Here is a 23,860-nt window from a genome sequence, read left to right on the forward strand (position 1 = left end):
AATGAAAGGTCATGGATGGCTTATGTTGCTCTTAATCTAATGCTTTTTGCGCTCTATATTTTTACTAATGTCGCTGCGGCAAAGCTTATTTATTTGGAGTATTTTGATGTCGTGGTTACTCCTGGTGTTTTTCTCTATCCGTTGACGTTCTTGATAGTTGATCTGCTAAATGAGTCATATGGGCTTAGATTGGCAAGGAGGGCGATATATTTTGCCTTCGCTAGTAATGCTTTTATTCTTGTTTTACTCTCCATTACTGGATATCTCCCGGGTTTGCCTGGCTGGCAGCTTAATGAACCATATGGGGAAGTCATCACTCATGTCTCGTCTGCATTAGTAGCTTCGTCCGTGTCTTTTCTTTTTTCGGAGTACGTAAATTCATACTTGCTCTGTAAAATTAAGCAGCTCACAAATTCCAGGTATCTATTTTTACGAGTGTTCTTCAGTACTTTTTTCGCAGTAATTCTAGATAGCTTTATTTTCTGTTTTATTGCGTTTTATGGTGCCATGGAAAACCGAGATATCCTGAATATAGTTTACGTTCAGATAGCAATAAAAATGTGTTTTGCTGTGCTTAACATTTTTCCAGCCTATGGAGCTAGATCCTTATTTAAAAGGTACGTCGGCGCAGCACAACCGGCATAAGGTTCAGCGGCGAGGTGTTAATCGTAAACGCCCCCCCCTGCCATATGCTATTTTTTATAGATTCAGTTTGATTCTTAGGCGTTTTGTAGTTCCCGTTCTATCTTCAAGGAATTCAATCAGTCCATTTTTGCGGAGCGTACAGGCGTCGCAACGATCACATCCACTTCCTTTTATGCCGTTATAGCAGGTCAGTGTCTGGTAGCGAACCAAGTCCAGCTGTTGGTGATAATCGGCAAGGGCCCAGGTTTCCGCTTTGGTCAGCCACATAAGCGGGGTTTCAATGCGCAATTTGTAATCCATGCCACATTCAATCGCATCATTCAGGCGCTTTACAAAGTCATCGCGACAATCTGGGTAACCCGAGCTTTCCGTCTCACTGACACCGGTGATGATAGTTTCAGCACGCACTTGATAAGCGTAGATAGTTGCCAGGGTTAAAAATAGAACATTCCTCCCTGGTACAAAAGTACTGGGCAGGGTATCCCCGGAGCTGAGTGTGGTAGATACCGGGATGTTGTCGCGAGTAAGACTGCTAATCGCCAGCTCATTGAGTAATGACGTGTCCAATACCTTGTGTACTGTCACGCCAAGTTTCTTTGAAAGCTGCTGCGCCACTTCGATTTCTGCACGATGGCGCTGGCCGTAGTCGAACGTAATACAGTGAATTTCATCGTAATGCGGCAATGCATGGATCAAGCAGGTTGTGGAGTCTTGACCGCCACTGAAAACGATAACTGCCTTTTTAGTCATGCTCTTTTCTTCCCTGGCCAATCCCAGCCTGATGCTGGGAGGGCATTGACCCTACCGGGAAGCTAAAACTCTGACTGTGGGACGTTTCCGAAATGACCGTCTCCGCTTTCCGGTTATGTCATTTTCTCGCTGGACGTACCGCACTCCACCTGAGCCGCCGCAGGCCGCGATCTTTTGACTTTGCTTTTTATAAGACAAGGTCAAAAGATCGCAGCCTGGTTTCACTCGACAGCCCCTACGGCAAGGGGTTAGACGCGCTCGAAAATCGCCGCGATCCCCTGGCCACCACCGATGCACATGGTCACCAGCGCGTAGCGGCCGTTGGTGCGGTGCAGTTCGTGGATGGCTTTGGTGGCGATGATCGCGCCGGTGGCGCCGACCGGGTGGCCCAGGGCGATGCCCGAGCCGTTCGGGTTGACTTTGGCCGGGTCGAGGTCGAGTTCCTGGCTGACCGCGCAGGCCTGGGCGGCGAAGGCGATGTTGGCTTCGACCACGTCCAGGTCAGCGACGGTCAGGCCGGCGCGTTTGAGCGCCAGGCGCGTGGCAGGGATCGGACCGAGGCCCATCAGTTCCGGTTCGACGCCGGCGTGGGCGTAGCTGACCAGGCGCGCGAGTGGCTTGAGGTTATTGACCTGGACGGCGGTGCCGGTAGCCATGACCAGGGCGGCGGCGCCGTCGTTCAGGCCCGAGGCGTTGCCGGCAGTCACCGAACCGTCTTTCTTGAACGCAGGCTTCATGCCGGCCAGTTGTTCCAGGGAGGTGGCACGCGGATGCTCGTCGACGCTGAACAGCTTGGTGCCCTTGCGATCCTGGATTTCCACGGTGGCGATTTGTTCGCTGAAGTAGCCGTTGGCAATCGCGTGGGCGGCGCGTTTCTGGTCTTCAAAGGCCAGGGCGTCTTGCATCTCGCGGGTGATGCCGTTGCGTGCGGCCACGTTTTCGGCGGTGATGCCCATGTGAATGCCATGGAACGGGTCATGCAGGATGCCGAGCATGTAGTCGATGACCTGGGCGTTGCCCATGCGCGAACCCCAGCGGGCGCTCGGCATCAGGTACGGGCCTCGGCTCATGGATTCGGCACCGGCACCGACGACGATGTCGGCGTCGCCGAGCATCAGGGTCTGCGCGGCGTTGATGATCGCTTGCAGGCCCGAACCGCACAGGCGGTTGACGTTGTAGGCCGGGGTTTCCTTGGGAATGCCGGCGTTCATTGCGGCAACCCGGGAAATATAGGCGTCACGGGTTTCAGTCGGGATCACGTTGCCCATCACCAAATGGCCGACGAGCGCCGGGTCCACGGCGGCACGCTCCAGGGCGGCTTTCACAGCGGTGGTCGCGAGGTCGGCCAATGGCACGTCCTTGAGCGAACCGCCGAAGGTACCGATGGCGGTACGGGCGGCGCTGACTACGAAGATGTCCGGGGTGTTCATGACTGGGCTCCTTTCGGTGGATTCTTATCTGTACTGCGATTGAGCAGGGCGTTCAAGGCTGTTTTTGCCTCATCGCTGTTGAGGCGCTGGATGAACAGCGTGTTTTCTTCGCGCAGGGTGGCCTGCAGTTCTTCCATACCCGGCTGCTTTATCAATTGCCGGGATTGGCGCAAGGCTTGCTGAGGCATCGCCAAAAAGCGCTGGGCAATTTTGGCGGCCGCGGCCAGGCACTGTTCGCCGTCATCGAAGGCTTGGTTGGCCAGGCCCCAGGCCACCGCTTCGCTGCCATCGAGGCTGTCACCCAATAGCAGCAGGCGCGCGGCACGGGCATGGCCGAGCAGGCGAGGCAATAGCAGGCTGGCGCCAAATTCGGGGCACAGACCCAGATTGACGAACGGCGTGCGCAGCTTGGCGTCGCGCGTAATCAGCACCTGATCGCAATGCAACAGCAGGGTGGTGCCGATACCGATGGCCGCTCCGCAAACTGCTGCGATCAACGGCTTTTGCAGGTGCGTCACGGCGCGCATCAGGCGAAACGCGGGGCTGTCCAGGTGCTTCGGCGGTTCCTGCAGGAAGTCCACCAGGTCGTTGCCACTGGTAAAACAGTTCGGGCCGCCGGTGATGATGATCGCCCCCACGGCATCGTCTTCATTCGCGGTAAGCAACAGGTCGGCCAGCCGCGTGTACATGCTGTTGGTCAGCGCGTTGAGCTTGTCCGGGCGGTCGATGGTCAGCGTCAGCACGCCATCGCGGTGTTCTTGTTTGATCAGGTCGGTCATGGCGGGCTCTCGCCGAGTCGGTTCAACGGGCACTTTAAGCGTCAGGCAAACCCTGCCGCTATGCCAAAACGGGTCAACCGGGCTGATGCTTTTTGCCATGTCGCCGGCCCATCGGGTGTTCACACCCATTCGGGGTATGGTGCCGACCTGTGAATCCGCCAATAGTAGGTACATCCGCTCATCCAGAGCCGAACTCGCTTGATAAGGTGCATTTGCTATGGGCAAGACACTGCTTAAGGTGATTTCCAGTCTGTTTGTTGTACCACTGACCCTGAACGCCTACGCCGCCGAGGTAAACGACAGCAACACGCTGCGGCTCTATAACTGGGCGGATTACATCGGCGAGAAAACCCTCGCCGATTTCGAAAAAGCCACCGGCATCAAAGTCATCTACGACACCTTTGATGCTTACGAAACGGTGCAGGCCAAGTTGCTCACCGGGCACTCCGGCTATGACCTGATCGTGCTCAACGCGTCCCTCGCACCGCCGCTGATCCAGGCCAAGGTGTTCCAGCCACTGGACAAGAAACTGCTGCCGAGTTGGACCAACCTCGATCCGAAAGTATTGCAGGATCTGCAAGGTTTCGACCCCGGCACGATGTATTCCGCGCCCTACACCTGGGGCAGCAATGGCATCACCTACAACGTCGACAAGATCAAGGAGCGCATGCCGGACGCGCCCATCGGTTCGCTGGCGATGATTTTCGATCCGAAAATTGTCTCGCGCTTCGCCGATTGTGGTGTGACCCTGGTCGATGCGCCGACCGAAGTGATTCCGCTGGCCCTCAAATACCTCGGCCGCGACCCTCGCAGCGCCAGGCCGGATGATCTGAAGGCCGCGCAGGAATTGCTGTTGTCCGTGCGGCCATATATTCGCAAATTCGACTCGGTCAATTACCTGACCAGCCTGCCCAACGGCGACGTGTGCATGGCGATGACCTGGTCCGGCGACTACGCCACAGCCATGGCCCGCGCCGAAGAAGCCAAGTTGAACATCAACCTGTCCTACTTCATTCCCAAGGAAGGTTCGTTGATCTGGTTCGACAACCTTTACATCCCGGCCGACGCGCCCCACGTCGCCAATGCCCACAAGTTCCTGGAGTACCTGATGCAGCCGCAGGTGATGGCGGACGTCACCGACTACATCCATTACGCCAACAGCAACGCCGCGGCCACGCCTTTGTTGAAGGCCGATGTACGCAACAACCCGGCGATTTACCCCGATGCCGAAACCCGCGAACGGCTGTTTCCGCAGAAGACTCAGGACGGCAAGGACATGCGGGCCATGACCCGGGTCTGGAGCACCGTCAAGAGCGGCATTTGATTGTTCGAACGTTAGTCAATTCGGTTAGAGGTTTACTTATGGCGACGCCAACACGCAGCGTTTTTTCCCCAGCGGATGAATCCCGGCTGGTCAAAGCCGACAAGGCCCACCATATGCACGGCTATCACGTGTTCGACGAGCACGCCGAACAGGGTTCGCTGAACATCGTCGCCGGAGACGGTGCCTACATCTATGACACCCAGGGCAACCGCTTCCTCGATGCAGTGGGTGGCATGTGGTGCACGAATATCGGCCTGGGGCGTGAAGAAATGGCCGACGCCATCGCTGACCAGGTACGGCAATTGGCCTATTCGAATCCGTTTTCCGACATGTCGAACAACGTCGCCATCGAGCTCTGCGAGAAGCTCGCCAGCCTGGCGCCGGGGGATCTCGATCACGTGTTCCTGACCACCGGCGGCTCCACCGCTGTGGACACCGCGTACCGACTGATCCAGTACTACCAGAACTGCCGTGGAAAACCGCAAAAGAAGCACATCATTGCGCGCTTCAACGCGTACCACGGCTCTACCACACTGACCATGTCGATCGGCAACAAGGCTGCCGACCGGGTGCCGGAGTTCGATTACGCCAACCCGCTGATCCATCACGTTTCCAACCCCAACCCGTACCGTGCACCAGACGGCATGGATGAGGCGCAGTTTCTCGAATTTCTGGTCAAGGAATTCGAAGACAAGATCCAGTCGATTGGCGCTGACAAGGTCGCGGGTTTCTTCGCCGAACCAGTGATGGGCTCGGGCGGGGTGATCATTGCGCCCAAGGGCTATCTCAAGCGCATGTGGGAAGTCTGCCAGCGCTACGACATTCTGTTCGCCGCCGACGAAGTGGTGACTTCGTTCGGACGCCTGGGCAAGTTCTTCGCCTCCCTCGATGTGTTCGATGTGCAACCCGACATCATCACCACTGCCAAGGGCCTGACCTCGGCTTACCTGCCGCTGGGCGCGTGCATCTTTTCCGAGCGCATCTGGAAGGTCATCGCCGAACCGGGCAAGGGCCGTTGCTTTACCCACGGTTTCACCTACAGCGGCCATCCGGTGTGCTGCACGGCGGCGCTGAAAAACATCGAAATCATCGAACGAGAAAACCTGCTGGCCCATGTCGAGGATGTCGGCGGCTATCTGGAACAACGTTTGGCGACGCTGCGGGACTTGCCGTTGGTGGGCGATGTGCGCTGCATGAAGCTGATGGCGTGCGTGGAGTTTGTCGCGGACAAACGCACCAAGGAACTGTTTGCCGACGAGATCAACATTGGCGAGAAAATCCATTCGCGGGCCCAGGCCAAAGGCTTGCTGGTGCGGCCGATCATGCACCTCAACGTCATGTCGCCGCCGTTGATCCTCACCTATGCGCAAGTCGATGAGATCGTCGAAACCCTGCGGGTGTGCATCCTGGAGGTGGCGGCAGAGCTTGCAGCGAACGGTCAGTACGCGGGCCAATGATTTCGTCGGTCAAGCTGTTACCAAGGGCTTGCGCAGCCGCTAGACTGCGGGGCATGAGCAAACCAGACGACGATACGCTGATCGCCATGCCCTTCGGGGCATTGCACAAATGGCATGGGGGAATGCGCGAGGCATTCGCCCATATCGATGAGCCTGACGCCCTGCAACACCTGGCATCCGCGTTGGCGCAACTGGCGGGCGTCGAGTCGATGATGATCAGCCTGGAGCGCAAGGACCGCGCGCCACAGTTGCTGCATCAGCGCGGGATTGCCCAGGAATATCAGGTGTCGATTCTTGAGCGTTATTTTGCCGGGGGCTATTTGCTCGACCCGTTCTGCCTGGCGGTGGAGCAGGGGCTGGCGCAAGGGTTCTATCACCTGGAAGAAATCGCCCCGGACCACTTCTTCGACAGCGACTACTACAAGACTTATTACCTGAACGCGGGCTGTTCTGAAGACAGCTACTACATCGTCGATACCGGCAATGACACGAAGATTTCACTCAGCCTGTTTCAGGGTTTCGGCGGTGAGTGCCTGTGCGCCGAGCAATTGAATCTGCTGCGCGCCGTGGAACCGCTGGTGCGTGAATTCATCAGTGAATTCAGCCAGCGCGGGATGCTGCGCAGTCGCGAGATCCAGTGCGACCAGGATCAGGGCCAACGCGATGATCTCAAGCATCGAGTGCAGTCGGCTTTCGAGCATTTCGGCAGCGATTTGCTGACCGAGCGCGAGCGGCAAGTGGCGCACATGGTCCTGCGCGGGCATTCGGTGAAGTCTACGGCCAGCCAGATGGGCATCTCGCCGGAAACCGTGCGCATGCACCGCAAGAACCTGTACCTGAAGCTGGAGGTGGGGTCGCAGTCGGAATTGTTTGCGCTGTTTATCGAGTGGTTGCGCAGGCACTGAGCCTTTCACGATCGTTCCCACGCTCTGCGTGGGAATGCCTCAAGGGACGCTCCGCGTTCCAGCGCTGGAGGGGACGCAGAGCGCCCCGGGCTGTATTCCCACGCGGAGCGTGGGAACGATCAGTCAATGGTGCGAGGTCAGTCTTCGCGTTTTACAACCAACGTTAAAATGTCATAGCTGGCCACCAGTTCGCCGAGTTGGTTGGTCACCTCCACATCCCACGCCACCACGCCTTGCGGAATTCCTTGAGGGCTCTTCTTGCCCTGGTCGATCTTGCGTTTGCAGGTCAGGCGCGCCTGGATGGTGTCGCCGATGCCCACCGGGTTGATGAAGCGCAAGGTGTCCAGGCCATAGTTGGCCAACACCGGCCCCGGCGCAGGCGACACAAACAGCCCGGCTGCCGCCGACAGCACGAAGTAACCGTGGGCAATGCGCTTGCCGAATTGCGATTCCTTGGCGGCGATCTCGTCGAAATGCATGTAGAAGTGGTCGCCCGACAGGCAGCCGAAGTTCACCAGATCGGCTTCAGTGACGGTGCGGCGGTGAGTCAGCAGCGATTCGCCGATCTGCAGGTCCTGGAAGTATCGACGGAACGGATGCACTTCGGTTTCGATGACCTTGGCACCGCGCACGTACTCGCCGGTGACCGCCGCCAGCATGGTTGGCGAACCTTGAACCGCCGCGCGTTGCAGGTAGTGTTTCACCGCACGCAGGCCACCGAGTTCTTCACCGCCACCGGCGCGGCCCGGACCGCCGTGCTTGAGTTGCGGCAGCGGCGAGCCGTGACCGGTGGATTCGCCAGCGGACTCACGGTCCAGCACCAGTAGCCGACCGTGCAACGCAGCCGCCACCGGAATGGCTTTGGCGGCGATGTGCGGATCCTTGGTGATCAAACTGGCCACCAGGCTGCCTTTGCCGCGTGCAGCCAGGGCCAAGGCTTCATCCAGATCATCGTAGGCCATCAAGGTGCTGACCGGGCCGAACGCTTCGATATCGTGGGCGCCGCCCTCGGCATGCGGGTCGCGGGCCTGCAACAGGGTTGGCGCGAAGAACGCGCCTTTGTCGACATTTTCACCACGCGGTTCAAAGCCATCGCGCGCGCCAAACAGCATGTCGCTGCTCTGCAACAGTGCTTGCAGACGTTCAGTCACGTCCTTCTGCTGGTCGTGGGACGCCAGCGCACCCATGCGCACGCCTTCCACCGACGGGTCGCCGACCACCACTTTGGCCAAGCGATCGCGCAGGCGGGTGGCGACTGCATCGATGTGCTTGGCCGGGACGATGGCGCGGCGGATGGCGGTGCATTTCTGCCCGGCCTTGGTGGTCATTTCCCTGGCGACTTCCTTGATGAACAGCTCGAACTCTTCGTCATCCGGGGTCACGTCCGGGGCGAGGATCGCGCAGTTCAGCGAGTCGGCTTCGGCATTGAACGGCACCGAATTGCGAATCAGGTTCGGGTTGACCCGCAGCTTGGCCGCGGTATCGGCCGAACCGGTGAAGGTCACCACGTCCTGGCCTTGCAGGCGGTCGAGCAGGTCGCCGGTGCCGCCGATGATCAATTGCAGGCTGCCGGCCGGCAACAGGCCGGATTCATCCATCAGTCGCACTACGGCTTCGGTCAGGTAGCTGGTGGCGCTGGCCGGCTTGACGATGCACGGCATGCCGGCGAGGAAGCTCGGGGCAAACTTTTCGAGCATGCCCCAGATCGGGAAGTTGAACGCATTGATGTGCACCGCCAGGCCACCACGAGGCACCAGGATGTGGGTGCCGGCGAAGGTGCCCATTTTGCTTAGCTGCATCGCCGGGCCTTCATGGACGACGTTGCCCGACGGCAGTTCCCGCGAGCCGAGGCTGGCGTAGGTGAACAGCGTGCTGTTGCCGCCCTCGATGTCGATCCAGCTGTCGGCGCGGGTGGCGCCACTGTGGTGGGAAATCGCGTAGAGCTGTTCCTTGCGCTCGCTCAAGTACAGAGCCAACGCCTTGAGACGTTGGGCGCGTTGCTGGAAATCCAGGGCCATCAGGCCACTGATGCCCTGGCGGCGACCGTGCTCGATGGCTTCGGCGAAGTCCGGGCGCTCTTCATGGGTGTACGCAATATCGTGGCCGTCGATGGCACTGCGCAGGACTTGCGCGCCGTGTTGGCCGAGCCAGCGGCCGGCGATGAAGCTTTGCAGGGTTGGGGCATGCGGTGCAGTTGAGGAGGACATCAGGATTGCTCCGGGTATGGTCAGTGTCTGGCGCGGTTCGAGCCGCGCCGGTCAAAAGAGGATCAGTGCTGGCTGGCGCCCGAGGCGCCGATACCGGTCATGGAACGGATGAACTGCGCCAGATAACGACCGCGTTCAAGGGCTGCACGGGGTGACTGGTCGGTGACGGAAAACAGCCAGGCGCTGAAGAACGCCAGGCTCATGGAAAACAGCGCCGGGTTGGAATACGGGAACAGTGCCTTGTCGTGATGCATGACGTTGACCCACACGGCCGGGCTCAGTACCAGCAGGACAATCGCCGAGATCAGGCCAGCCAGGCTGCCGAGCACTGCGCCACGAGTGGTCAGGCCTTTCCAGTACATCGAAAGGAACAGCACCGGGAAATTCACCGAGGCGGCGATGGCCAGCACCAGGCCGGAGAGGAAGGCAATGTTCTGCGACTCGAACAGCAGGCCGAGGATGATCGCCAGCACGCCGATGCACAGGGTGGCGATTCGCGACACGCGCATCTCTTGCTGTTCGCTGGCCTGGCCCTTGCGCATCACGCAGGCATACAGGTCATGGGACACCGCCGAGGCGCCGGACAGTGCCAGCCCGGCAACTACCGCCAGAATGGTGGCGAAGGCCACCGCCGAGATGAAACCAAGGAACAGGTTGCCGCCCACGGCCTGGGCCAGGTGCACGGCGACCATGTTGCCACCGCCGATGATCGCGCCACTGGCGTCACGGAATGCCGGGTCGGTGCCGACCATGACGATGGCGCCGAAGCCGACGATGATCAGCAGCAAGTAGAAGTAACCGATGAAACCGGTGGCGTAGAACACGCTTTTACGCGCTTCCTTGGCATCGCTGACGGTGAAGAAACGCATCAGGATGTGCGGCAGGCCGGCAGTGCCGAACATCATGCCAAGCCCTAAGGAAATTGCGTCGATCGGGTTCGACAGCAAACCGCCGGGTGCCATGATCGCGCCGCCCTTGGCATGCACGGCAGTGGCACCGGCAAACATCGCTTCGGTGCTGAAACCGAAGTGCTTGAGCACCATGAACGCCATGAAACTGGTGCCGAACAGCAGCATTACCGCCTTGATGATCTGTACCCACGTGGTGGCGAGCATGCCGCCGAAGGTCACGTAGAACACCATCAATACGCCGACCAGCATCACGGCGTAGAGGTAGTCGATGCCGAACAGCAATTCGATCAGCTTGCCAGCGCCGACCATCTGCGCCACCAGGTACATCAGCGCCACGGTCAGGGTGCCGAATGCCGACGTCAGGCGCACCGGGGTTTGTTCCAGTCGATAGGAGACCACGTCGGCGAAGGTGTATTTGCCCAGGTTGCGCAGGCGTTCGGCAATCAGGAACAGGATGATCGGCCAGCCCGCGAGCACGCCCAATGCGTAGAGCAGGCCGTCGTAGCCATTGAGGAACATCATCGCGGAAATGCCGAGGAACGAGGCAGCCGAGATCATGTCACCGGCAATCGCCAGGCCGTTCTGAAAACCCGTCATGCCGCCGCCAGCCGTATAGAAATCGCTGGCGGAGCGGGTGCGCAGTGCCGCCCAGCGTGTCACGCCGAGGGTGAACAGGACGAACACCAGGAACATGCCAATGGCGTTCCAGTTGAGCGGGCGGGACACACCATCGGCGGCCACCGCCAGATCAGTGACCACCGCCAGCGGCAACAGGAACAACGCGAGAAGACGGCTCATCGGGCGCACTCCTGCTTGAGTTTTTCGTTCAGCGGGTCGATCACGTTGTTGGCGCGATAGACATAGAAACCGGTCAGGGCAAAGGCCAGCACCACGATGACCACACCCACCAGCATGCCCACGGTGGTCACGCCGCCGCTCAGGGATTGGCCGAGCGTGGAGGGGGAGAACGCGACCAGCAACACGAAGCCGAAGTAGATCACCAGCATGATCAGCGATAGCGACCAGTACAGCGTCTGCTTGCGCCGCACCAGTTGAATGAAGTCGGGGTGCTGGCGGATGAGTTCTATGTCTTGGGGTGTCATGACGTGCTCTCCTTTGTTGTTTTTGTTTTGGGGTGAAACAGTATTTCGGGTCTATCGCTAAAACTGTGGGAGCGGGCTTGCCCGCGATAACGATGGATCAGTCACCAGTGATGTTGAATCTGATGGCCTCATCGCGGGCAAGCCCGCTCCCACAGGGTTTGGTGTGGCGCCTGATATCAGAGCTGGTCGAAATCCAGCACCACCTTGTCGCTGATCGGGAAGGCCTGGCACGACAGCACATAACCGGCGGCCACTTCGTAGTCTTCCAGAGCGTGGTTGCTGTCCATTTCCACTTCGCCTTCGATCACCTTGCATTTGCAGGTCGAGCACACGCCGGCCTTGCACGAATAAGGCAGCTCGGCGCCCTGGGCATTGCCCGCATCGAGGATGCTCTGGCTGTTACGCGGCAGGTCGAAGGCCAGGGCGCGGCCGTCGCTGATCACGGTGATTTGGCTGACCGCTGAATCCACCTGGCGCGCCGCTTCACGGGCTTCGCGTTTTTGCTGGCTGCCGGCGGCGGCGAACAGTTCGAAATGGATGCGTTCAGGTTGCATGCCCTTGGCCTTGAGACCATCGCGCACCGTCTCGGTCATCTCCTGCGGACCACAGATGAAAGCGGCGTCGAGCGCCTTGACATCGAGCCAACGGCTGAACAGTTGCTCGCATTTCTCGGCGTTGATCCGGCCGTTGTACAGGTCGACGTCCTGTTGCTCGCGGCTGAACACGAAGATCAGGTTAAGTCGTTGCAGGTAGCGGTTTTTCAGGTCTTCGAGCTGTTCGCGAAACAGCGCGCCGGAGCTGGAGCGATTGCCGTACAACAGGGTGACGCGGCTGTGGGGTTCGGTTTCCAGGGTGGTCTTGATGATCGACAGGATCGGCGTGATGCCACTGCCGGCGGCCACGGCCAGATAGTTGCCATGACGCGCCGGGTCGAGTTCGACGCAGAAATGCCCGGCCGGAGGCATCACCTCCAGCGTGTGGCCGGCCTTGAGCTGCTCGTTGGCAAACGCCGAAAAGCGTCCACCGGCCACACGCTTGACGGCGATGCGCAGTTCACCGTCGTTGACCCCGGTGCAGATCGAATAGGAGCGACGCACTTCTTCGCCGTCCAGTTGGGTACGCATCACAAGATGCTGGCCCTGGGTGAAGTGAAAACTGTCCTGCAAGTGCTGCGGAATTTCGAAGGCGATGGACACCGCGTCACGGGTTTCGGCGCGTACATCCTTGATGGTCAGGCTGTGAAATTTGCTCATTGTTGTTCTCCAGCTGGGACGGCCGATTCGCCGCTCAGATGCACTTGAAATAGTCGAACGGTTCCCGGCAATCGACGCAGCGGTACAGCGCCTTGCACGCGGTGGAACCGAACTCGCTGAGCACCTCGGTGTGGGCGCTGCCGCATTGCGGGCATACAACCTGCGGGCTTTCGCCGAGCAGGCTGCGCTTGCTGGTGCTGCCCTCGGGCGGGGCGATGCCGTAGGCGCGCAGGCGTTCGCGCCCACTGTCGCTGATCCAGTCGGTGGTCCAGGCCGGGGTCAATTTGCGTTCCAGCTGCGGCGCCTTGAATCCGGCGAGCTCCAGGGCATCACGGATATCGCTCTCGATCACTTCGGTGGCCGGGCAACCGGAGTACGTCGGCGTGACCACAACGTGAAGGTGCCCGGCCTGCCAGCCCAGATCGCGGACAATGCCCAGGTCGACCACGCTGACCACCGGGACTTCCGGATCCATGACCCCGGCCAGAATCGCCCAGGCGGCAGCCAGGTCGGACGGTTGCGCCGGCCGGGCGCCGAGGTCGCTGGCGATCAGCTCACCAGGTTGCATCGGGGTACGCTCGTGGCAGGAACTGCATCTCGGCCAGCAGAATGCCCAGGTGTTCGCTGTGCAGGCCCTTGCGCGCATTCAGATAGAAATAGCTCGGCGCGGCGGGCACGGGCAGGGTGGCGCTGGCGAAGATTTCGTTGACCTTGGCTTGCCACTGTGCGGCGACGCTGGCGATGTCCGGGGTGATGCCGGCTTCGCACAGGCGCTGTTCGCTGTCGTCGGCGGCGATCAGTTCTACAGTGAAGCGCCAGACTTCGGGGATTGCCGCGAGCATGCGCTTGTGGCTTTCCTCGGTGCCGTCACCCATACGCTCAATCCATTCGCCGGAGCGGCGCAGGTGATAGGTCACTTCCTTCACCGCCTTGGCGGCGATCCCGGCGATGCGTTCGTCGCTGGACTGGCTCAGGCCCTGCAGCACCGGCAAATGCCAGGCGTCATAGAGGAACTGCTTGAGCATGGTCACCGCGAAGTCGCCGTTGGGTTGTTCCACCAGCAGCAGGTTGCGATAGGCGCGCTCGTCGCGACGGAACGCCAGGTGATCGGCGTCGCGGCCGTCGTCCAGCAGTTCGGCGGCGTACTCCAGCCAGTTGCGCGCCTGGCCCACCAGGTCGAGGCCGACGTTCATCAGTGCCAGCTCTTCTTCCAGCGCCGGTGCCTTGCCGCACCACTGGCACAGGCGCTGGCCCTGGATCAGGGCGCTGTCGCCGAGGCGCAGCAGGTATTCGATCAGATCAGTCTTGTTGTCCATGGTCGACCTCACATGTGCCCGACTTCGGCCGGCAGCTCGTAGAAGCTGGCGTGGCGGTAGACCTTGTCGTCCGACGGGTCGAACAGCGGGTCTTTTTCATCCGGCGACGAAGCGGTGATCAGGGCTGAAGGCACCACCCACAGGCTCACGCCTTCGCTGCGACGGGTGTAGAGCTCGCGTGCGTTCTCGATGGCCATGGTGGTGTCGGCGGCATGCACGCTGCCGACGTGCTTGTGGTTGAGGCCGTGCTTGCTGCGCACGAAGACTTCGAAGAGGGTCCACTCGGACATTTCAATTACTCCACATCAGGTGGCCGAATCAGGCGGCGTTCTTGTTTTGTTTTTTGCGGGCGTGGGCGACGGCGGCTTCACGTACCCAGGCACCGTCTTCAATCGCCTTGCGGCGGGTGGCAACGCGTTCGGTGTTGCACGGACCGTTGCCCTTGAGCACTTCGTAGAATTCGCTCCATTGGATTTCGCCAAAATCGTAGTGACCGCGTTCGGCATTCCACTTCAGGTCCGGATCGGGGCAGGTGCAGCCCAGCAGTTCCAGTTGCGGGATGGTTTGGTCGATGAAGCGCTGGCGCAGTTCATCGTTGCTCTGGCGCTTGATTTTCCAGGCCATCGATTGCGCGCTGTTCGGCGAGTGTTCGTCGCTCGGGCCGAACATCATCAGCGACGGCCACCACAGACGATTGATCGCGTCCTGGACCATGTCTTTTTGCGCCTGATTACCGTGGCGCATCATGGTCAGAAGAATTTCGTAGCCCTGGCGCTGGTGGAAGCTCTCTTCCTTGCAGATGCGCACCATGGCCCGGGAGTAGGGGCCGTACGAGGTGCGCTGCAACACCACCTGGTTGACGATCGCCGCGCCATCCACCAACCAGCCCACCGCGCCCATGTCGGCCCAGTTCAGCGTCGGGTAATTGAAGATGCTCGAATACTTGGCCTTGCCGCTGTGCAGTTTGGCGATTTCTTCATCACGGTCGGCGCCGAGGGTTTCCATGGCGCTGTACAGGTACAGGCCGTGTCCGGCTTCGTCCTGGATCTTGGCCATCAGTTGCAGTTTGCGTTTGAGCGTCGGCGCGCGGGTGACCCAATTGCCTTCGGGCAGCATGCCAACGATTTCGGAGTGGGCGTGTTGGGAAATCTGCCGGATCAGGGTCTGGCGGTAGGCATCTGGCATCCAGTTCTTGGCTTCGATCTTGATTTCTGAATCGATTTTTTCCTGGAAGGCGCGTTCCTGTTCGGACATTTCCGAGAGGTCCTTGATGCGCTTGACGCCGGTTTCTACGAGCTGTGCGTACATTTTTTGTTCCCGCCTTGAAATCTGTTCTGGGGCATGGAGAACTTTATAAGCGATACAGAAATTATTATCAAACATAAAATGACGTGTCGCGTTTGTTTTTTGTATCGCTTTCGATTGATCGTTCCCGCGCTCCGCGTGGGAATGCATCCCGTGACGCTCCGCGTCACCGTTGCGCAGGCGGCGACTGCGGGACGCAGAGCGTCCCCGGCGGTATTCCCACGCGGAGCGTGGGAACGATCATCTTCCGTGCGCCCAAAAAAAAGCCCCGCAAAAGCGGGGCTGAAAAGGGTGCAGCAGTCATGCTTTCGGACGTTTGTCCAGTACGTGGCAGGCCTTGCCTTCCGAGCGTTTGATCGAATGGAACGGCTGCAAGACAATCCGCGAGCTGATGCCGATATACGTCTTGATGTGTTTGCTCAATTCCCCGCAAACAGCCTTCTGTTGTTCGTCACTCAGGTGCTGGTGCTCTGCCTTGAGTTCGACATGCACATCCACGCTGTCCAGGTTGCCATTGCGATACAGATGGATCTCATAACACTCGGCAAGTTGTTTGACTTTCAGGACCTGTTCTTCAATCTGCGTCGGGAACACGTTGACCCCGCGAATGATCAGCATGTCATCGCTGCGTCCGGTGATTTTGTCGATGCGTCGCATCGGACGCGCGGTGCCCGGCAGCAGGCGGGTCAGGTCGCGGGTGCGGTAGCGGATCATCGGCAGGGCTTCTTTGCTCAGTGAGGTGAACACCAGTTCGCCCATCTGGCCGTCTGGCAGGACTTCGCCAGTGACCGGGTCGATGATTTCCGGGTAGAAATGGTCTTCCCAGATGGTCGGGCCGTCCTTGGTTTCGGCGCATTCCATGGCGACACCTGGCCCCATGATTTCCGACAGGCCGTAGATGTCCAGCGCGGTGATGCCCAGGCGTGCCTCGATGGCGCTGCGCAGTTCGGCGGTCCACGGTTCGGCGCCGAAGATGCCCAGGCGCAGGGCCAGTTTGTGCGGGTCGATGCCCTGGCGCTCGATTTCATCGGCGATGTTGAGCATGTAGGACGGCGTGACCATGATGATGTCCGGCTGGAAATCCTTGATCAATTGCACTTGCTTTTCAGTTTGGCCACCGGACATCGGAATCACGGTGCAACCCAGGCGTTCGGCGCCGTAGTGCGCGCCGAGGCCGCCGGTGAACAGGCCGTAGCCGTAGGAAATGTGCACTTTGTCGCCACGGCGGCCACCGGCTGCACGGATCGAACGGGCCACCACATTGGCCCAGGTGTCGATGTCGTTCTGGGTGTAGCCGACCACGGTCGGTTTGCCAGTGGTGCCGCTGGACGCGTGCAATCGCACGATGTCGTGCATCGGTACGGCAAACATGCCGTAAGGGTAGTTGTCGCGCAGGTCGGATTTGGTGGTGAAGGGAAACTTCGCCAGGTCGTCCAGGGATTGGATGTCATCCGGGTGCACGCCCAGCGCATCGAAACGCTGACGATACAGCGGCACGTTGTTGTAGGCGTGGTTCAGGCTCCAGCGCAGGCGTTCCAGCTGATGCTGGCGCAGCTCGTCGATGCTGGCGGTTTCCAGCGGGTCCAGCACAGGGTTGAGCACGGCTTTGGCAATTGGCATGTTCATGTATTCACTCGAATTGTTTTTGTGTTCCAGCCCCCGCGTGCAGGGGCTTTGAGTGCATGCCCCAAGGATACCTCTGGGCTCCTTGGGAATCGCGATTCTTTAGTGGGGTAGACGCTCGATGATCAGCGCGATCCCTTGGCCGACGCCGATGCACATGGTGCACAGGGCGTAGCGGCCGTTACGTTCCTCAAGCTCATGCAGGGCGGTGGTCACCAGTCGCGCGCCGCTCATGCCCAGCGGGTGGCCGAGGGCAATGGCACCGCCGTTGGGGTTCACCCGCGGATCGGTGTCGCTCAGGCCAAGCTCGCGCAGCACCGCCAGGCCCTGTGCGGCAAACGCTTCGTTGAGCTCGATCACGTCCATGTCGGCCAGGCTCAGGTTGGCCAGCTCCAGCACCTTGCGCGTGGCCGGCACCGGGCCGATGCCCATGATCCGTGGTTCGACGCCGGCAGTGGCCATGGCCACGACCCGGCCACGGGCGGTCAGGCCGTGGCGTTTGGCGGTTTCCGGGTTGGCCAGCAGCAGCGCGCAGGCGCCGTCGTTGACCCCGGAGGCGTTGCCGGCGGTGATGCTGCCGCCTTCGCGGAACGGCGTCCCCAGTTTGGCCAGTTGCTCAAGGGTGGTGTCGCCGCGAGGATGTTCATCGTGCTCGACCACTTTGGCCGGGCCTTTGCGCTGCGGGATTTCTACCGCGACGATTTCTTTCCCCAATCGCCCACTGGCCTGGGCGGCCGCGGCGCGTTGCTGGCTGCGCAGGGCGAAGGCGTCCTGGTCAGCGCGGGAAATGTTGAACTGTTCGGCGACATTCTCGGCGGTTTCCGGCATGGAATCGATGCCGTAGGCCTTTTTCATCAGTGGGTTGACGAAGCGCCAGCCAATGGTGGTGTCGAACATTTCGGCCGCACGAGAGAACGCCTGCTCAGCCTTGCCCATCACCAGCGGCGCGCGCGACATCGACTCAACACCCCCGACCAGCATCAACCCGGCCTCACCACTGCGAATCGCCCGCGCCGCCGTGCCGACAGCATCCAGCCCGGAGCCGCACAAACGATTGAGGGTGGTGCCCGGCACGCTCACCGGCAACCCGGCCAGCAACGCCGACATGCGCGCGACGTTGCGGTTGTCTTCGCCGGCCTGGTTGGCGCAGCCGTAGATCACGTCGTCGACGCTGCTCCAGTCGACTTGCGGGTGGCGGCGCAGCAGTTCGCGCAACGGCACCGCGCCGAGGTCGTCGGCGCGCACGCTGCTCAATGCACCGGCGTAGCGGCCTATCGGGGTGCGGATTGCATCGATGATCAGGGCGTCATTCATTCGGGTTCTCCTGCGTCAGCACCGGGCCGCGCACTTTGTAGGATTTGCCATGGAACAGGGCGATCAACTGGCCCTGCTGGTTTTCAATGCGCACGTCGTAGTTGCCGGTGCGCCCGGAGCGGCTTTGCTCGATGCAGTCGGCGTTGAGCGTGTCACCCAGGCGGGCCGGGGCGATGTAGTCGATGCTGCAACCGATGGCCACGGTGGCTTCGTTGTAGCTGTTGCAGGCAAAGGCAAACGCCGAGTCGGCGAGGGCGAACAGGTAACCGCCGTGGCAAGTGCCGTGGCCCTGGAGCATGTCCGCGCGCACGGTCATGCCGACCCGGGCACAACCGGGGCCGGCCGAGAGCAGGCGCATGCCCATGGCCTGGCTGGCGGTGTCGCGCTGGAACAATGCTTGCGCACAGTCGCTGGCCAATGTCATGGCTTGGTGATTAGTCATGGAAGTGTCTCCCTTCGGCGACCCGACGGCGCAGCAGCAGCGACGGCCGGTAGCGTTCCTCGCCATAACTGGCCTGCAGGTTTTCCAGCGTTTCAAGAATGTGCGACAGGCCAATGGCATCAGCCCAGGCCAACGGCCCCTGCGGATAGTTGACCCCGGCGCGCATCGCCAGATCGATGTCTTTGGCTGAGGCCACGCCTTGCAGCAGGGCGTCGGCCGCTTCGTTGGCGAGCATCGCCACGGTGCGCAGCACGGCGAGGGCCGGGCTGTCACTGAGCAGGCTGACCTTGAGCCCGGCCCGTTCCAGCAAGGCCACGCCTTGTTCAAGAGCCTGTGGATCGATGCCAGCCGCATGGCTGATGGCGATGCGTTTGGCGTTGACGTAATCGAACGCCAGATCCAGCAGGATCAGGTTGCGCAGCCCGTCTTCCCGAGCCCGCTGACAGGCCATGCGCCCATCGCTCAAGGCCAGCACGGCGTCACCGATCCGCAGCAAACCCTTGCCATCGCGCTGGATGATCTGGACGCCTTGTTCGCGCAGTCGCACAAGCAAACCTTGGGCGATACCGAGGTCGCCTTCCACGGCACAAACCTCGACCTGCGCGTCGCTGCTGATTTGCGTGGTGTGCGGGCGCTCTGCCCCTTGGGCGTAGCTGTAGAAACCCTGGCCGCTCTTGCGCCCCAGACGTCCACCGTCGACCAGCTCTTTCTGGATCAGCGACGGCAGGAAGCGCGTGTCCTGGTAATAGGCGTCGAACACCGAGCAGGTCACGGCGTAGTTGACGTCGTGGCCGATCAGATCGGTCAGTTCGAACGCGCCCATGGCAAAGCCACCGGCCTCGCGCATCAACGCATCCAGTGTCGGGCAGTCGGCCGCGCCTTCCTGAAGCATCCGCAGACTTTCGGCGTAAAACGGCCGGGCCACGCGGTTAACGATGAAGCCCGGTGTGGAGCGGGTGTGCACCGGTTTTTTGCCCCAGGCCCTGGCGGTGTCGTACAGGCACTCGGCCAATGTCGGATCGCTGGCCAGCCCGGAGACGATTTCCACCAGCGCCATCACTGGCGCCGGGTTGAAGAAGTGCAGGCCGAGCAAGCGGTGAGGATGTTCAAGCTGCGCAGCGATGCTGGTGATCGACAGCGACGAGGTATTGCTGGCGAGGATGCAATGTTCGCCGCAAATGCCTTCGAGCTGACGGAACAGTGCACGCTTGACATCAAGGTTTTCGACGATGGCCTCGATGATCAGCGCGCAGTCGGCCAAAGCTTCGATGGCGTCCACCGCTTGCAGGCGAGCGATGGTTGCAGTGCGCGATTCGGCCGACAGCTTGCCGCTTTCGACCCGTTTGCCCAGTTGCCGATCGATGCCTTCAATGGCTTGAGCGGCCGCGCCTGGGCGATTGTCCAGCAGCAGCACCGGATGCCCGGCCTGCGCCGCGACCTGGGCAATGCCCGCGCCCATGGCACCGGCGCCGATCACGGCGATGCGTGCGTTGGTGTTGAGTGCGCTCATGACTCAGCGCCCCTTGAAAACTGGGGTGCGTTTTTCCATGAAGGCGCCGACGCCTTCGCGGTAGTCCTCGCTGCGCCCGGCCAGACGTTGCAGGTCACGCTCCAGTTCCAGCTGTTCGTCAAAGCTGTTGCTCAGACTGGCGTTGAGGCTGCGCTTGATCAGCGCCAGGCCGTAGGTCGGCTGCGTCGCCAGGTGGCGGGCCAGTTTCAGCGCTTCTTCGCGCAGGTCGGCGTCGTCCACGCACTGGTAGATCAAGCCCCATTGTTCGGCCTGTTCGGCACTCAGGCGGTTGCCCAGCAGTGCCAGAGCCTTGGCCCGAGCCATGCCGACCAGGCGCGGCAAGGTCCAGGTGCCACCGGAATCAGGGATCAGGCCGATTTTGCAGAACGCCTGAATGAAGCTCGCCGAGCGCGCCGCCAGTACCAGATCGCAGGCCAGTGGAATGTTGGCACCGGCCCCGGCTGCCACACCGTTGACCGCGCAAATCACCGGCATCGGCAGGTCGCGCAGCTGGCGGATCAGCGGGTTGTAGAACTTCTCGATGGACTCGCCCAGATCCGGCACGGCGCTGCCCGGGGCGACGTTGCGGTCGCTCAGATCCTGCCCGGCGCAGAAGCCGCGACCTTCACCGGTCAGCAGCAGCACCCGCACGTCCGGGTTCTGCCGCACTTGTTTGAGCGCTTCTTTGACCTCGCCATGCATCTGGGTGTTGAAGCTGTTGAGCTGGTCCGGGCGATTGAGGCTGAGCAGGGCGACGCCGGCCTCGATGGAAAACAGGATGTGTTCGAAGTTCATGGTCTTGGCGCTCTCTTGGAGATCTCGAATTCAGTGATTACTGGCCGGTAAAGGTCGGCAGGCGTTTTTCCTGAAAGGCGGCAATGCCTTCGTTGCGATCGCGGGTGCCGGCCAGCACGGTGAAGGCGTGGCGCTCGAAGCGCAGGCCGCTGGCGAGGTCGGTGTCCATGGCTTTGAGCAGGGCTTCCTTGGCCAGGCGTACTGCCAGCGGCGCCTTGACCGCGATGCTGCGGGCAATGTGCAGGGCGCGTTCGACGGTGAATTCCGGTTGCGTCACTTCGCTGACCAGCCCGGCGCGTTGGGCCTGGCGGGCATCGATCGGTTCGCCGGTGAGGACCATTTGCATGGCCATGGATTTGCCGACCGCGCGCAACAGGCGTTGGGTACCGCCCGCGCCGGGCATGATCCCGAGATTGATTTCCGGCTGGCCGAAGCGGGCGTCGAGGCCTGCAATGATGATGTCGGCGTGCATCGCCAGTTCGCAACCACCGCCCAGGGCGAAGCCGTTGATGGCGGCGATCAGCGGTTTGCTGAAGCGGGTAATGGCTTGCCACGATGCCTGGCGCGGATCGTCGAGGATACCGACCAGATCGCGCTCAGCCATTTCCTTGATGTCGGCGCCAGCGGCAAAGGCTTTGCGGCTGCCGGTGAGTACGACGACGCGGGTGTCGGGATCGGCTTGCGCAGCATTCAGTTCATCGGCCAGTTCACCGAGTAACTCAGTGGTCAGGGCGTTCAATGCTTGTGGGCGCTGCAGGGTAATCAGGCGGACGCCAGGCTCGATCAACTCGACGGCAAGGGTTAGAGGCATGGCGGATGCCCTCACGGTGCACGCTCGGCGTGATGCCGGCTCGTTATTGGATCGGCCGCTGGGGCCGGTTTTGCCAAAGTATAGCTACAACGTGATACGTAAAAGCAATATGAAAATAGAAATAATGTGTCTTAATTGAGAGTCTTCTGGTTTGATGTCACTGCGATTGAGGGGCCCTGTGTGAGTGATTTGACTCGGTTTTATTGGGTTATTCGTTGATTTTAGGACCCTGCTGGCATTCGTCGGAAAGGGCTGTTTCAAGTGATACGCTTTTTAGTCTTTGTGATTGCAAAAGTGATGTGATACAAAATGAGTCATTAATTGCATCGCTTTGTGAAGGAACCTGCCATGACCTGCTACAGCCTTGATGGCCTGACTCCAGTGGTTGACCCAAGCGCTTATGTGCACCCGTCCGCTGTATTGATAGGTGACGTGATCATCGGCCCGCGTTGCTATGTCGGTCCGCTGGCCAGCCTGCGTGGCGATTTCGGGCGGATCGTGCTGGAGGAGGGCGCCAACCTGCAGGACACCTGCGTCATGCACGGCTTCCCCGACAGCGACACCGTGGTCGAGCGCAACGGCCACATCGGCCACGGCGCGGTGCTGCACGGCTGTCGGATCGGCGCCGATGCGCTGGTGGGGATGAACGCGGTGGTCATGGACAACGCCCGGATCGGTGCGCGTTCTTTCGTTTCGGCGGCGGCGTTCGTCAAGGCCGGGTTCGAATGTCCGGAGCAATCGCTGGTGATGGGTGCACCGGCCGGCGTCAAGCGCACCCTCAGCGATCAGGAAGTGGCGTGGAAGCAGGCGGGAACGCGCGAATACCAGCAACTGGCCCAGCGTTGCCTGGAGCAGATGCAGGTTTGCGAACCGCTGAGCGAACCGGAGCCGGATCGGCCGCGAATCAGCGACAGCGGCCTTCGCCCCAAAGGCAACACTTTGTGAACATGGTCCCCTGCAGGCTGGCTCCTGCAAGGGATTGGGATTAACACCCCGGCATTCGGTATATTCCTTTTCTTTTTTCGCTCGGTACGCCCATGTCGTCCCTGACACCCTTGAACCATCTGATTACGCGCTTCCAGGAGCAGACGCCGATTCGCGCCAGTTCCTTGATCATCACGCTGTACGGTGATGCCATCGAGCCCCACGGTGGCACCGTGTGGCTGGGCAGCCTGATTCAATTGCTCGAGCCGATCGGCATCAACGAACGGCTGATCCGCACCTCGATTTTCCGTTTGACCAAGGAAGGCTGGCTGACCGCCGAGAAAGTCGGCCGCCGTAGCTATTACAGCCTGACCGGCACCGGTCGCCGGCGTTTCGACAAGGCGTTCAAGCGGGTCTACAGCACCAGCATGCCGGCCTGGGACGGTTCGTGGTGCCTGGTGATGCTGTCGCAGTTGACCCAGGACAAGCGCAAACAAGTGCGCGAAGAACTGGAGTGGCAAGGTTTTGGTGCGATTTCGCCAGTGGTCCTGGCCTGCCCGCGCAGCGACCGTGCCGATATCAACGCAACGCTGCTCGACCTGGGGGCCCAGGAAGACACCATCGTCTTCGAAACCACCGCTCAGGATGTGCTGGCCTCCAAGGCCCTGCGCCTGCAAGTGCGCGAGAGCTGGAACATCGAGGAACTGGCGACCCATTACAGCGAGTTCATCCAGCTGTTCCGACCGCTCTGGCAAGCGCTTCGCGAGCAGGAGAACCTGCAACCCTCGGACTGCTTCCTGGCACGGATTCTGCTGATTCACGAGTACCGCAAACTGCTGCTGCGCGACCCGCAATTGCCCGACGAGTTGTTGCCCGGTGATTGGGAAGGGCGTGCGGCCCGGCAGTTGTGCCGCAATATTTACCGTTTGATTTACGCCAAGGCCGAAGAGTGGCTCAACAGCGCACTGGAGACGGCCGATGGTCCGTTGCCGGATGTCGGTGAAAGCTTTTATCGACGTTTTGGCGGACTCAAGTAACACGTCATTGTTCAGGGAA

The 23,860-nt window shown here is 60.7% G+C and carries 23 protein-coding genes; 6 read left to right on the top strand and 17 right to left on the bottom strand.

The features are described from left to right. Positions 1-645, top strand: a 645-nt coding sequence (locus D8U18_RS17765; protein ID WP_131108104.1) for a queuosine precursor transporter, incomplete at its 5' end; no start/stop codon positions are given. A 54-nt stretch (positions 646-699) separates the two neighbouring features. On the opposite strand, the gene queC is transcribed toward D8U18_RS17765, so the two are convergent. The 3 genes from queC to D8U18_RS17780 all read right to left on the bottom strand — a co-directional run bounded on the left by queC (position 700) and on the right by D8U18_RS17780 (position 3,604). Continuing rightward, the gene (gene queC / locus D8U18_RS17770; RefSeq protein WP_131108105.1) at positions 700-1,395 is read right to left on the bottom strand and encodes a 7-cyano-7-deazaguanine synthase QueC; all 696 of its coding nucleotides are present in this window, start codon (positions 1,393-1,395) and stop codon (positions 700-702) included. 248 nt (positions 1,396-1,643) lie between these two features. Next, positions 1,644-2,825 (bottom strand): acetyl-CoA C-acyltransferase family protein, encoded by a 1,182-nt coding sequence (locus tag D8U18_RS17775; RefSeq protein ID WP_056854858.1) that lies wholly within the window; start codon positions 2,823-2,825, stop codon positions 1,644-1,646. Continuing rightward, positions 2,822-3,604: an enoyl-CoA hydratase-related protein gene (locus D8U18_RS17780; RefSeq protein ID WP_130908400.1), complete on the bottom strand. Its 783-nt coding sequence runs from the start codon at positions 3,602-3,604 to the stop codon at positions 2,822-2,824. The genes D8U18_RS17775 and D8U18_RS17780 overlap by 4 nt, the downstream gene beginning before the upstream one ends. A 217-nt stretch (positions 3,605-3,821) precedes the next feature. On the opposite strand from D8U18_RS17780, the gene D8U18_RS17785 reads away from it, so the two are divergent. The 3 genes from D8U18_RS17785 to D8U18_RS17795 are packed head-to-tail and all read left to right on the top strand — an operon-like array spanning position 3,822 to position 7,290. After that, entirely contained in the window at positions 3,822-4,928 is a 1,107-nt protein-coding gene (locus tag D8U18_RS17785) for a polyamine ABC transporter substrate-binding protein (RefSeq protein ID WP_130931026.1), read from the top strand. 38 nt (positions 4,929-4,966) lie between these two features. After that, positions 4,967-6,385, top strand: coding sequence for an aminotransferase (locus D8U18_RS17790; protein ID WP_131108106.1), 1,419 nt, complete (start codon positions 4,967-4,969; stop codon positions 6,383-6,385). Further along, positions 6,382-7,290, top strand: a complete 909-nt coding sequence (locus tag D8U18_RS17795) for a helix-turn-helix transcriptional regulator (RefSeq protein WP_131108107.1) — start codon at positions 6,382-6,384, stop codon at positions 7,288-7,290. Before D8U18_RS17790 ends, D8U18_RS17795 begins: the two co-directional genes overlap by 4 nt. 137 nt (positions 7,291-7,427) lie before the next feature. Here the strand turns inward: D8U18_RS17795 and paaZ are convergent, their stop codons facing one another. The 14 genes from paaZ to paaF all read right to left on the bottom strand — a co-directional run bounded on the left by paaZ (position 7,428) and on the right by paaF (position 21,880). Beyond that, entirely contained in the window at positions 7,428-9,497 is a 2,070-nt protein-coding gene (paaZ, locus tag D8U18_RS17800) for a phenylacetic acid degradation bifunctional protein PaaZ (protein ID WP_130904193.1), read from the bottom strand. Between the two features lie 62 nt (positions 9,498-9,559). Then, on the bottom strand, positions 9,560-11,206 hold the full coding sequence (locus tag D8U18_RS17805; RefSeq protein ID WP_131108108.1) for a cation acetate symporter: 1,647 nt from the start codon (positions 11,204-11,206) through the stop codon (positions 9,560-9,562). Beyond that, entirely contained in the window at positions 11,203-11,511 is a 309-nt protein-coding gene (locus tag D8U18_RS17810; protein ID WP_130904194.1) for a DUF485 domain-containing protein, read from the bottom strand. The genes D8U18_RS17805 and D8U18_RS17810 overlap by 4 nt, the downstream gene beginning before the upstream one ends. A gap of 176 nt (positions 11,512-11,687) precedes the next feature. Beyond that, on the bottom strand, positions 11,688-12,764 hold the full coding sequence (gene paaE / locus D8U18_RS17820) for a 1,2-phenylacetyl-CoA epoxidase subunit PaaE (RefSeq protein ID WP_056854850.1): 1,077 nt from the start codon (positions 12,762-12,764) through the stop codon (positions 11,688-11,690). 34 nt (positions 12,765-12,798) lie between these two features. Further along, the gene (paaD, locus tag D8U18_RS17825) at positions 12,799-13,332 is read right to left on the bottom strand and encodes a 1,2-phenylacetyl-CoA epoxidase subunit PaaD (protein ID WP_056854849.1); all 534 of its coding nucleotides are present in this window, start codon (positions 13,330-13,332) and stop codon (positions 12,799-12,801) included. After that, the gene (gene paaC / locus D8U18_RS17830) at positions 13,319-14,080 is read right to left on the bottom strand and encodes a 1,2-phenylacetyl-CoA epoxidase subunit PaaC (RefSeq protein WP_130931028.1); all 762 of its coding nucleotides are present in this window, start codon (positions 14,078-14,080) and stop codon (positions 13,319-13,321) included. Before paaC ends, paaD begins: the two co-directional genes overlap by 14 nt. Before the next feature lie 8 nt (positions 14,081-14,088). After that, complete coding sequence (gene paaB / locus D8U18_RS17835; protein WP_007943393.1) at positions 14,089-14,370, bottom strand: 1,2-phenylacetyl-CoA epoxidase subunit PaaB; 282 nt, start codon at positions 14,368-14,370, stop codon at positions 14,089-14,091. 28 nt (positions 14,371-14,398) lie between these two features. After that, positions 14,399-15,388, bottom strand: coding sequence for a 1,2-phenylacetyl-CoA epoxidase subunit PaaA (gene paaA, locus D8U18_RS17840; protein ID WP_056854847.1), 990 nt, complete (start codon positions 15,386-15,388; stop codon positions 14,399-14,401). A 297-nt stretch (positions 15,389-15,685) separates the two neighbouring features. Beyond that, on the bottom strand, positions 15,686-17,011 hold the full coding sequence (gene paaK / locus D8U18_RS17845; protein ID WP_130904197.1) for a phenylacetate--CoA ligase PaaK: 1,326 nt from the start codon (positions 17,009-17,011) through the stop codon (positions 15,686-15,688). A gap of 99 nt (positions 17,012-17,110) precedes the next feature. After that, entirely contained in the window at positions 17,111-18,322 is a 1,212-nt protein-coding gene (pcaF, locus tag D8U18_RS17850) for a 3-oxoadipyl-CoA thiolase (protein ID WP_131108109.1), read from the bottom strand. After that, a complete protein-coding gene (paaI, locus tag D8U18_RS17855) occupies positions 18,315-18,764 on the bottom strand; it encodes a hydroxyphenylacetyl-CoA thioesterase PaaI (protein WP_056854844.1) in 450 nt (149 codons plus the stop codon). Before paaI ends, pcaF begins: the two co-directional genes overlap by 8 nt. Further along, complete coding sequence (gene paaH / locus D8U18_RS17860; protein WP_131108110.1) at positions 18,757-20,274, bottom strand: 3-hydroxyacyl-CoA dehydrogenase PaaH; 1,518 nt, start codon at positions 20,272-20,274, stop codon at positions 18,757-18,759. The genes paaI and paaH overlap by 8 nt, the downstream gene beginning before the upstream one ends. Before the next feature lie 3 nt (positions 20,275-20,277). Next, positions 20,278-21,069 carry a 2-(1,2-epoxy-1,2-dihydrophenyl)acetyl-CoA isomerase PaaG gene (paaG, locus tag D8U18_RS17865; RefSeq protein WP_130908392.1) on the bottom strand — a complete coding sequence of 264 codons (792 nt, stop codon included), beginning with the start codon at positions 21,067-21,069 and terminating at the stop codon, positions 20,278-20,280. Positions 21,070-21,106: 37 nt separating this feature from the next. Beyond that, positions 21,107-21,880, bottom strand: coding sequence for a 2,3-dehydroadipyl-CoA hydratase PaaF (gene paaF, locus D8U18_RS17870; RefSeq protein WP_130908391.1), 774 nt, complete (start codon positions 21,878-21,880; stop codon positions 21,107-21,109). A 348-nt stretch (positions 21,881-22,228) separates the two neighbouring features. Here paaF and paaY point away from each other — a divergent pair, with 348 nt between their 5' ends. Together paaY and paaX are read left to right on the top strand one after the other, a co-directional pair. Beyond that, positions 22,229-22,825 carry a phenylacetic acid degradation protein PaaY gene (gene paaY, locus D8U18_RS17875; RefSeq protein ID WP_056854840.1) on the top strand — a complete coding sequence of 199 codons (597 nt, stop codon included), beginning with the start codon at positions 22,229-22,231 and terminating at the stop codon, positions 22,823-22,825. Between the two features lie 92 nt (positions 22,826-22,917). Further along, positions 22,918-23,841: a phenylacetic acid degradation operon negative regulatory protein PaaX gene (paaX, locus tag D8U18_RS17880; protein WP_056854839.1), complete on the top strand. Its 924-nt coding sequence runs from the start codon at positions 22,918-22,920 to the stop codon at positions 23,839-23,841. Positions 23,842-23,860: the final 19 nt, after the last annotated feature.

The sequence above is a fragment of the Pseudomonas sp. Sample_10 genome (genome assembly GCF_004321495.1).
Lineage (GTDB): Bacteria > Pseudomonadota > Gammaproteobacteria > Pseudomonadales > Pseudomonadaceae > Aquipseudomonas.

What these genes read in the sequence shown, in the direction of transcription:
- D8U18_RS17805 (WP_131108108.1), bottom strand. Translation starts at nt 11,206, where the DNA reads ATGAGCCGTCTTCTCGCGTTGTTCCTGTTGCCGCTGGCGGTGGTCACT.
- paaC (WP_130931028.1), bottom strand. Translation starts at nt 14,080, where the DNA reads ATGGACAACAAGACTGATCTGATCGAATACCTGCTGCGCCTCGGCGAC.
- D8U18_RS17810 (WP_130904194.1), bottom strand. Translation starts at nt 11,511, where the DNA reads ATGACACCCCAAGACATAGAACTCATCCGCCAGCACCCCGACTTCATT.
- pcaF (WP_131108109.1), bottom strand. Translation starts at nt 18,322, where the DNA reads ATGAATGACGCCCTGATCATCGATGCAATCCGCACCCCGATAGGCCGC.
- queC (WP_131108105.1), bottom strand. Translation starts at nt 1,395, where the DNA reads ATGACTAAAAAGGCAGTTATCGTTTTCAGTGGCGGTCAAGACTCCACA.
- paaD (WP_056854849.1), bottom strand. Translation starts at nt 13,332, where the DNA reads ATGCAACCTGGTGAGCTGATCGCCAGCGACCTCGGCGCCCGGCCGGCG.
- D8U18_RS17785 (WP_130931026.1), top strand. Translation starts at nt 3,822, where the DNA reads ATGGGCAAGACACTGCTTAAGGTGATTTCCAGTCTGTTTGTTGTACCA.
- D8U18_RS17775 (WP_056854858.1), bottom strand. Translation starts at nt 2,825, where the DNA reads ATGAACACCCCGGACATCTTCGTAGTCAGCGCCGCCCGTACCGCCATC.
- paaB (WP_007943393.1), bottom strand. Translation starts at nt 14,370, where the DNA reads ATGTCCGAGTGGACCCTCTTCGAAGTCTTCGTGCGCAGCAAGCACGGC.
- D8U18_RS17790 (WP_131108106.1), top strand. Translation starts at nt 4,967, where the DNA reads ATGGCGACGCCAACACGCAGCGTTTTTTCCCCAGCGGATGAATCCCGG.
- D8U18_RS17795 (WP_131108107.1), top strand. Translation starts at nt 6,382, where the DNA reads ATGATTTCGTCGGTCAAGCTGTTACCAAGGGCTTGCGCAGCCGCTAGA.
- paaZ (WP_130904193.1), bottom strand. Translation starts at nt 9,497, where the DNA reads ATGTCCTCCTCAACTGCACCGCATGCCCCAACCCTGCAAAGCTTCATC.
- paaI (WP_056854844.1), bottom strand. Translation starts at nt 18,764, where the DNA reads ATGACTAATCACCAAGCCATGACATTGGCCAGCGACTGTGCGCAAGCA.
- D8U18_RS17780 (WP_130908400.1), bottom strand. Translation starts at nt 3,604, where the DNA reads ATGACCGACCTGATCAAACAAGAACACCGCGATGGCGTGCTGACGCTG.
- paaX (WP_056854839.1), top strand. Translation starts at nt 22,918, where the DNA reads ATGTCGTCCCTGACACCCTTGAACCATCTGATTACGCGCTTCCAGGAG.
- paaG (WP_130908392.1), bottom strand. Translation starts at nt 21,069, where the DNA reads ATGAACTTCGAACACATCCTGTTTTCCATCGAGGCCGGCGTCGCCCTG.
- paaH (WP_131108110.1), bottom strand. Translation starts at nt 20,274, where the DNA reads ATGAGCGCACTCAACACCAACGCACGCATCGCCGTGATCGGCGCCGGT.
- paaE (WP_056854850.1), bottom strand. Translation starts at nt 12,764, where the DNA reads ATGAGCAAATTTCACAGCCTGACCATCAAGGATGTACGCGCCGAAACC.
- paaY (WP_056854840.1), top strand. Translation starts at nt 22,229, where the DNA reads ATGACCTGCTACAGCCTTGATGGCCTGACTCCAGTGGTTGACCCAAGC.
- paaA (WP_056854847.1), bottom strand. Translation starts at nt 15,388, where the DNA reads ATGTACGCACAGCTCGTAGAAACCGGCGTCAAGCGCATCAAGGACCTC.
- paaF (WP_130908391.1), bottom strand. Translation starts at nt 21,880, where the DNA reads ATGCCTCTAACCCTTGCCGTCGAGTTGATCGAGCCTGGCGTCCGCCTG.
- paaK (WP_130904197.1), bottom strand. Translation starts at nt 17,011, where the DNA reads ATGAACATGCCAATTGCCAAAGCCGTGCTCAACCCTGTGCTGGACCCG.